The organism is Bacillus sp. JJ1503, assembly GCF_036965125.1.
In the GTDB taxonomy this organism is placed as follows: Bacteria; Bacillota; Bacilli; order Bacillales; family Cytobacillaceae; genus Cytobacillus.
The window spans coordinates 1-6,574 of the sequence record NZ_JBALOZ010000174.1; the positions used below are offsets into that span (position 1 = coordinate 1).

Here is a 6,574-nt window from a genome sequence, read left to right on the forward strand (position 1 = left end):
AGTGTGAAGAGTCCCGAGTTTATATTTTCCGATTATTTTCCATCAATATTTTTTAAAGAAAAATCAAAAATATAAGAGGAAGGAGTTTTTCAAAAAAAGGAGGCATTTCAATTGATAAACAAAAAAATGGGTATACTCCTAACATCTACCCTGATGTTAGGGCTTGTTGCATGTAATACTGATACAAATAATGGTAATAAGCCTGGGAATGGAAACGATAATAACATCTCTAGTATGACTACAACAATGTCCAGTGATAATTACCCTCATACCAGAGCGGTATTGACTCAAGATGCAAAATATCAGTTTACTCCATTAAATCCTGGGGAGGATGTAAATTTTCAAGCAGAACTCCCTCAATTGAATTATGGCCAAGCACCAATCCAGCAGCAAGATCAAGCTGGTCAGCCAGAACCAAACTGGAACCAAAGACAAGCTGCTCAACCACCAAATTATGGACAAGCACAACCACAGCAAAATAGAGAATTTGCAAAAGCACCAGCTCAGCAGCAAGCACCTACGCAGCAACAAAGACAGACTGCTGAAGGGCCAGGTCAACAACCAGCACCCGCACAGAAAGGACAAGCTCAAACACAAGCACCACAAAACATTAGTCAGGCTGCACAACAGGTTATTGATTTAACGAATGCACAACGCAGACAAAATGGCCTGTCCGATTTAAAAGCAGATACTCAATTAAGTGGTGTTGCTCAAAAGAAGTCTGAAGACATGCAGCAAAATAATTACTTCTCACATACAAGTCCTAACTATGGGTCACCGTTCGATATGATGAGAGACTTTGGTGTGACATATACAAGTGCAGGTGAAAACATTGCACAGGGTCAACAAACACCCCAAGAAGTCGTTCAAGCATGGATGAATAGTGAAGGTCACAGAAAGAACATTCTAAGTAATAATTTTACCCATATTGGAGTAGGATTTGAGCAAAACGGTAAACATTGGACTCAAATGTTTATTGGTAAGTAATTTATTTTAAAATATATCAAGTCCTAAAATAATGCATATTATTTTAGGGCTTATATATTTTTATTCATAATTCTCATTGATTTAGTAACTTTCATTTCCAAATACGATTGAATCTTTCCGTGCCAGACTCTACACGCGTTTATACCAACCGTGTTTTGGGTCTGGCACCTATTGTTATTTCTTATCATAAGATAATAGACCATGTGAAGCAGGAAGGTTGGATCATGAAAACAATTGTCTTTATCGGAAGTAATCAGTTTGGAACGAGTAATGAAGCTCTGAGGGCGGCGAAGGAAATGGGATACTGCGTCATTTTATTTACGGATAAACGCCGGCACCTCCAGCATAATAAATTCCCCGTTGTGGATCAAATCGTATATTTCCAAAATTTATTAGATAAAATACGGGTTTTAGAGGAACTTGAAGCCCTTAAGACATCAGGGAAACATCTTTGTGCCTGTGTAAGTTTTATCGATCCCTTTGTTTCTTATACAGCACGGTTAGCAAAGGAGCTTGGTTTATTTCAGTTATCGGCAGACGCTTTAGCGATTATGGAAAATAAAATTAAAGTGAGGAATCAGTTAAAAGGCCACCCCACCTCCTCTTTTTATGACGTATACGACTCTCATACTTCTATTAAAGACTTCACAAAGAAGCATGAATTATCTGTTCCGTTAATTATTAAATCCCCGGTCTCCAACGGTTCAAAAGATGTATTTTTAGCTGAAACTGCTGATGAATTTAAAAAAACTCTTCAATCTTTACATGATCAAACCTCCGATCTCCCTATATTAATTGAAGAATATTTAATAGGGCCCCAATACTTAGTTGAAGTGCTAGTACAAAACAGAAAAATTGAAATCGTCGGTGTCATTGAGCAAGAAACGACGTACGAAGATATATTTATCGTCGTTGGCTATCAATTTCCAGCTCAATTAAAGAATGATGAATATAAGAGTCTCATAAAATCAGTTACAGAAATCGTCCAACAACTCGGACTAAAAAACGGATCCTGTCATTTAGAATTGAGAAATGTTCAAGGAGTATGGAAACTGGTAGAGATTAATCCAAGAATGTCCGGCGGCGCCATGAATCGGATTATTGAGGAAGGGACAGGTATTAACCTTATAAAGGAAATATTGAAACTGAATGTTGGAGAGGAAGTAACATTGACTAAGATACGTGAGGTTCACGTCTATGCCAAATATTTAACGTTTGAGACAAGCGGAGAATTACTTTACGTTACAGGCGAAGATCTTGCTTGGGAACATGATGGTGTTAAATATGTGTACGTTAAACCTTTATTAGGTAAAACCGTCACAGCTCCTTACTCAATGGGTAATCGCTATGCTTGTGTTATTGCAGCGGCAGATTCTGCTGAAAATGCTAAAACAACGGCGATTTCCGCCGCACAGGAACTGAAGTTTTACTTAGAACCTTATTGAAAATTCCTGCCAAGAAAAAAAACGAGCTTTAAGCTGTGGAATCTTTCGACGAACGGGATGCAGCCTCCAAGCAGCAGTCTTAAAACCTATCATCTGCATAATTGGGTTCTTTGGACAGGTCTATTTTCGCTTTCCATCCGCACAATCCCTAATTACTTGCAATAATATAATAGCAAAAGGACAGACGGGGGGAGGAAAGCAAAAATGAACGACATAGAGCAGGGACATAGTCACTGTATATGTGAAGCACTCATTGAATTAAAGTCCTTACAAGATATTTTAATGAATTCCTCAACTAAATATTTTGGACCGCTGCTATCCAAAATTGCCGGAGTCGATACGATCCCCTTTCTATTACTAAAAAAGAATGGACTATTATCTCATCTATTGACCGAAATAAATGAGAAAAACGGGAAACACGAGTGCATTGAGTCCAATTTTTTTCGAATCGAATCTATAGATAAGGAAAAATGTGTTGCGATTGTTTCAATACTGCGCCCTTTTGATATTAAAGGAAATCATACAAACTCAGTAGGCAAGGTCATGAAATTAATCAAAACACCTGCTCGTAAAGAGGTTGATTTATCTTCCATTTGCGCCATACAAGTTCTAGATACCGAATTATTGAAAAGAAGAATTGTCATTGAGCCAAAATGGTAAAAACAGGGGACCGGGCACACGCCTGGTCTTTCTGTTTATTATTCCTGAACCAATTGGACGAAAAGCTAGCTGTAGTGTTTTTCTTTTAGAAAGGCTAAATGTGACAAGCATTTCATCAATGATTTTCCATAGATCAAGGTCTGATTTAGAAATAACAAATTAACCCCGGTCAATTACCGGAGTCATTTGATAGCAACTTAGGCTATAGGTCTTTTTTACTTTCCATTTTGTAGAGTATAGATGGCATGTGAGTGGGGACTTATCATTTATTTCTCATTTTTTCATTATAGTCAAGATACCATGTTATTGCGTCCGACTTGAATGGATTTTTTGAATCGAGGAAAACATCTACCATGGGAGCTGCATTAGCTTCAATCAGCCAAATATCCCCACATTCATCAACAGCCAAATCATAACCCCATATATTTTGATTTTTGAATTTGTCAGTATAGCAAAGTGAGGCTGCTAATGCTAATTCATCTAAAGCAGCCAATGTCTTTTTTAAGTTCAAATTGTTAATATTTGAGTTTAACAGCGCCTCCTCTACCGTTACTACAGTTCCATCATTTAGGACATTAGTTGTAACATAACCATTTTTGGCAACTTTCCCGCACCTCGCAGTAATCACCCATGTTTTATCCCCATGTTTTCGCTGCACAATATACCGAAAATCGATCAGATTTCCATTCACTTTTGCAAGGGGGATACAATATTGAATAAGAAACTTCCTCTCCTTTATTCTTTCCTGTAATAAACGTTCAAGTCCGTTCTTATCAACAATTACATTTTTCGATTTCTGAAGGTGAACCTCATATTTTTCTCCACCGACTTTTGATACTTTTATGATTCTCTTTCCCCCATTTCCCAATGCAGGCTTTAAGATAATTTCCTTATTTCGACTCATCATCTCCCAAAATTTTCCAATTGTAAATAGATGGGTCTCAGGTAAAAACTCGACTAGATTCTTACATTCCAATAAAAGCTGATGTTTGTCCCATTTATTCATTTTTGATTTTTTCCTCATTGCATCCACTCCATATTCTTAAGGTCCCCTTCAGTATATGAATAAGATTACTAATGGCTTGTTGCATTGCCTAAAAGAAAGATTTCCCCTTAATTACTCCCTGTTTTGTCCTTCATTTTTCCTTTGCCCTAAATGGTCAACTATTAAAATTTGATCTAAAAATAAACGTTTGTCCGGTTCAAAAGCTTAACTAATTGAATGTAATATAAATAGGTTGTTAGATAAGTAAAAGGAGTTTATGCTATGACACTTATAGGAATGCTGCACCATCGAAAAGATCCATCAAAGGTAAGAAAGACTTATGCTTTTGCTGCGGTCGCTAAAGCTGAAGGCGCAGATTTTTTTTACTTTTCTCCTAGTACAGTAAATTTCTCAAAAAAGTCAATAAAAGGGAAAGTGTATGAGAATGGCTCATGGGTTGAACGAAACATGCCCTTCCCGGACGTCATTTATAATGCTGGTGACCCTAATAAATTGGCAAAGTCGGAAAAGGTTATTCAAAAATTAAAGGAAATGATCCCTTTTACGACAAATTCCATCGGGAACAAGTGGAGTGTTTACGAGAGGCTTAAAAGAGGAAAGGAGTTTTCTCACTATTTAATTCCCTCCGAAAAAATTTCAAATGATTCAGATGAATTTTTCCGATTTTTATACGCATTTGAAAAGATTGTTTTTAAACCTTATGATGGGAGAAAAGGAAAAGGGATCTACTTTATTTCATTGAAGAAAAACAACAAAGAAGAATTTCTTGTAACGCAAGATTCACATTCAAGTTCTTATTCAAGGAATCAATTAAAGGATCTAATAGAAGAAAAGCTTTCAACGGGAACCTATATTATGCAACCTTATATAACATCTATTACCAAGTCTGGACAAGTTTACGACTTCAGACTTCATGTTCAAAAAAGTGGAGAAGGAGAATGGGTCATCACCGCTATTTACCCAAGAATAGCCCCTAAGGGATCCATTATTCCTAATATTAATAATGGGGGATTCACCAATTATTTAGAACCATTTTTAAAACAAGAATTTAAAGAAGAAGCAATGAATATTAAAGGGACTCTTGAACACTTTTCATTGACTTTAGCCCAGCATCTTGATGAGCTCCAGATGCAGCTATATGGAGAAGTTATTGATGAAATGGGAATCGATATTGGATTAGACGAGAATAAAAAAATATGGATCTATGAAGTTAACTGGCTGCCAGGCTGTCCTCCTACGTTTTATCTAGAGATGGATGTTGTCATAAATTCCATTAGATATGCTATGTATCTGGCAAAAAACCAACAGGCAATAAAAGCTAAGATCCAAAAAGTTAAAAGAATGAATACAGCAAAAGGCGAAATCCCAATTATAGCCATAACGGGCAGCGCCGGTAAAACTACGACTAAAGCATTTCTAGCCTCAATCCTTTCGAAAAAATGGAATACCTTTGAATCAAAGGACTATTGGAATACCGCCCAACATACTGAAATTCATGCTTCTGAAATCAATAAATCCCACGAAGCCATTGTCCTAGAATATGGAATGGCCTCCCCTGGAACGATAACTAAACACTGCAGCATTATTAAACCGAATATTAGTATTGTGACAAACATCGGACTGGCACATGTAGGCTATTTCAATGACGATATTAGGGGAATAGCTAAGGCTAAATCTGAATTAATACACGGGATGGATCAAGACGGCTTGCTCGTTATGAATAAAGATGACCGTAATTCTCTCCTTTTAGAGACAGATAAGTTTAGAGGTAAGATCATTACAATCGGTATTAAGTCAGACGCTGACTATAAAGCCTTTGATGTGAAATATTCAGAAAATGGAATGTCTTTCAAAACGATGTTGCATGGACATAAAGAGAAGTTTTTCATCCCTATTTTCGGTGAACATCATGTATATAATGCCTTAAATGCTATTGCTGTGGCGGACCACTTAGGTCTAACTCCAATTGAAATCCAAGCCGGATTATTATTTAGAAAGCCGCCAAGAAGATTAACGGTTTATAATCAGAAAAACAATATTATTCTAATTGATGATACTGTTCATTCTCATCCTGAAGGAGTAAGAGCTGCCATTGATGTACTTGCAAATATCGGAAAACACCGCAAAATAGCAGTAATTGGAGAAATAAGAGCACTCGGGAATTTAAGAGAGGCAGAATATCGAAAAATAGGAGAATATGTCTACGATAAAAAAATTGACCTTTTTATCACTTATGGTGATCAAACAGAAACAATGGGCGATCAAGCTAAAATAAAAGGCTTTCCTGCCAAAAATGTATACCACTTTGACGATAGAAATCAGTTACATGAGTTTCTAAAGAGAATTATTAAAAAGAATGACACCATTTTAGTTAAAGGTGCTAGCCGAGCAAACATGTATGAAACGATTAAATTCTTAAAAAAAACATTTAAATAATAAAAATGACCCTGGATAAAGAATCCAGGGTCATTTTTAT

Annotated in this window: 5 protein-coding genes; 4 read left to right on the forward strand and 1 reads right to left on the reverse strand. The window is 36.5% G+C overall.

Going from position 1 to position 6,574, the window contains the following annotated elements; translation table 11 throughout:
- The first annotated feature begins 111 nt into the window (after positions 1-111).
- The 3 genes from V7149_RS13985 (at position 112) to V7149_RS13995 (ending at position 3,092) form a co-directional block, all read left to right on the forward strand.
- A complete protein-coding gene (locus V7149_RS13985) occupies positions 112-987 on the forward strand; it encodes a CAP domain-containing protein (RefSeq protein WP_335346231.1) in 876 nt (291 codons plus the stop codon).
- 224 nt (positions 988-1,211) lie between these two features.
- Complete coding sequence (locus V7149_RS13990; RefSeq protein WP_335346232.1) at positions 1,212-2,432, forward strand: ATP-grasp domain-containing protein; 1,221 nt, start codon at positions 1,212-1,214, stop codon at positions 2,430-2,432.
- 204 nt (positions 2,433-2,636) lie between these two features.
- Complete coding sequence (locus V7149_RS13995) at positions 2,637-3,092, forward strand: CotY/CotZ family spore coat protein (protein WP_335346233.1); 456 nt, start codon at positions 2,637-2,639, stop codon at positions 3,090-3,092.
- Between the two features lie 262 nt (positions 3,093-3,354).
- Here the strand turns inward: V7149_RS13995 and V7149_RS14000 are convergent, their stop codons facing one another.
- Positions 3,355-4,116 carry a YheC/YheD family protein gene (locus V7149_RS14000; RefSeq protein WP_335346234.1) on the reverse strand — a complete coding sequence of 254 codons (762 nt, stop codon included), beginning with the start codon at positions 4,114-4,116 and terminating at the stop codon, positions 3,355-3,357.
- A gap of 243 nt (positions 4,117-4,359) precedes the next feature.
- Between V7149_RS14000 and V7149_RS14005 the strand changes: the two genes are divergently transcribed.
- Positions 4,360-6,534 carry a YheC/YheD family protein gene (locus V7149_RS14005; RefSeq protein ID WP_335346235.1) on the forward strand — a complete coding sequence of 725 codons (2,175 nt, stop codon included), beginning with the start codon at positions 4,360-4,362 and terminating at the stop codon, positions 6,532-6,534.
- Positions 6,535-6,574 lie beyond the last annotated feature (40 nt).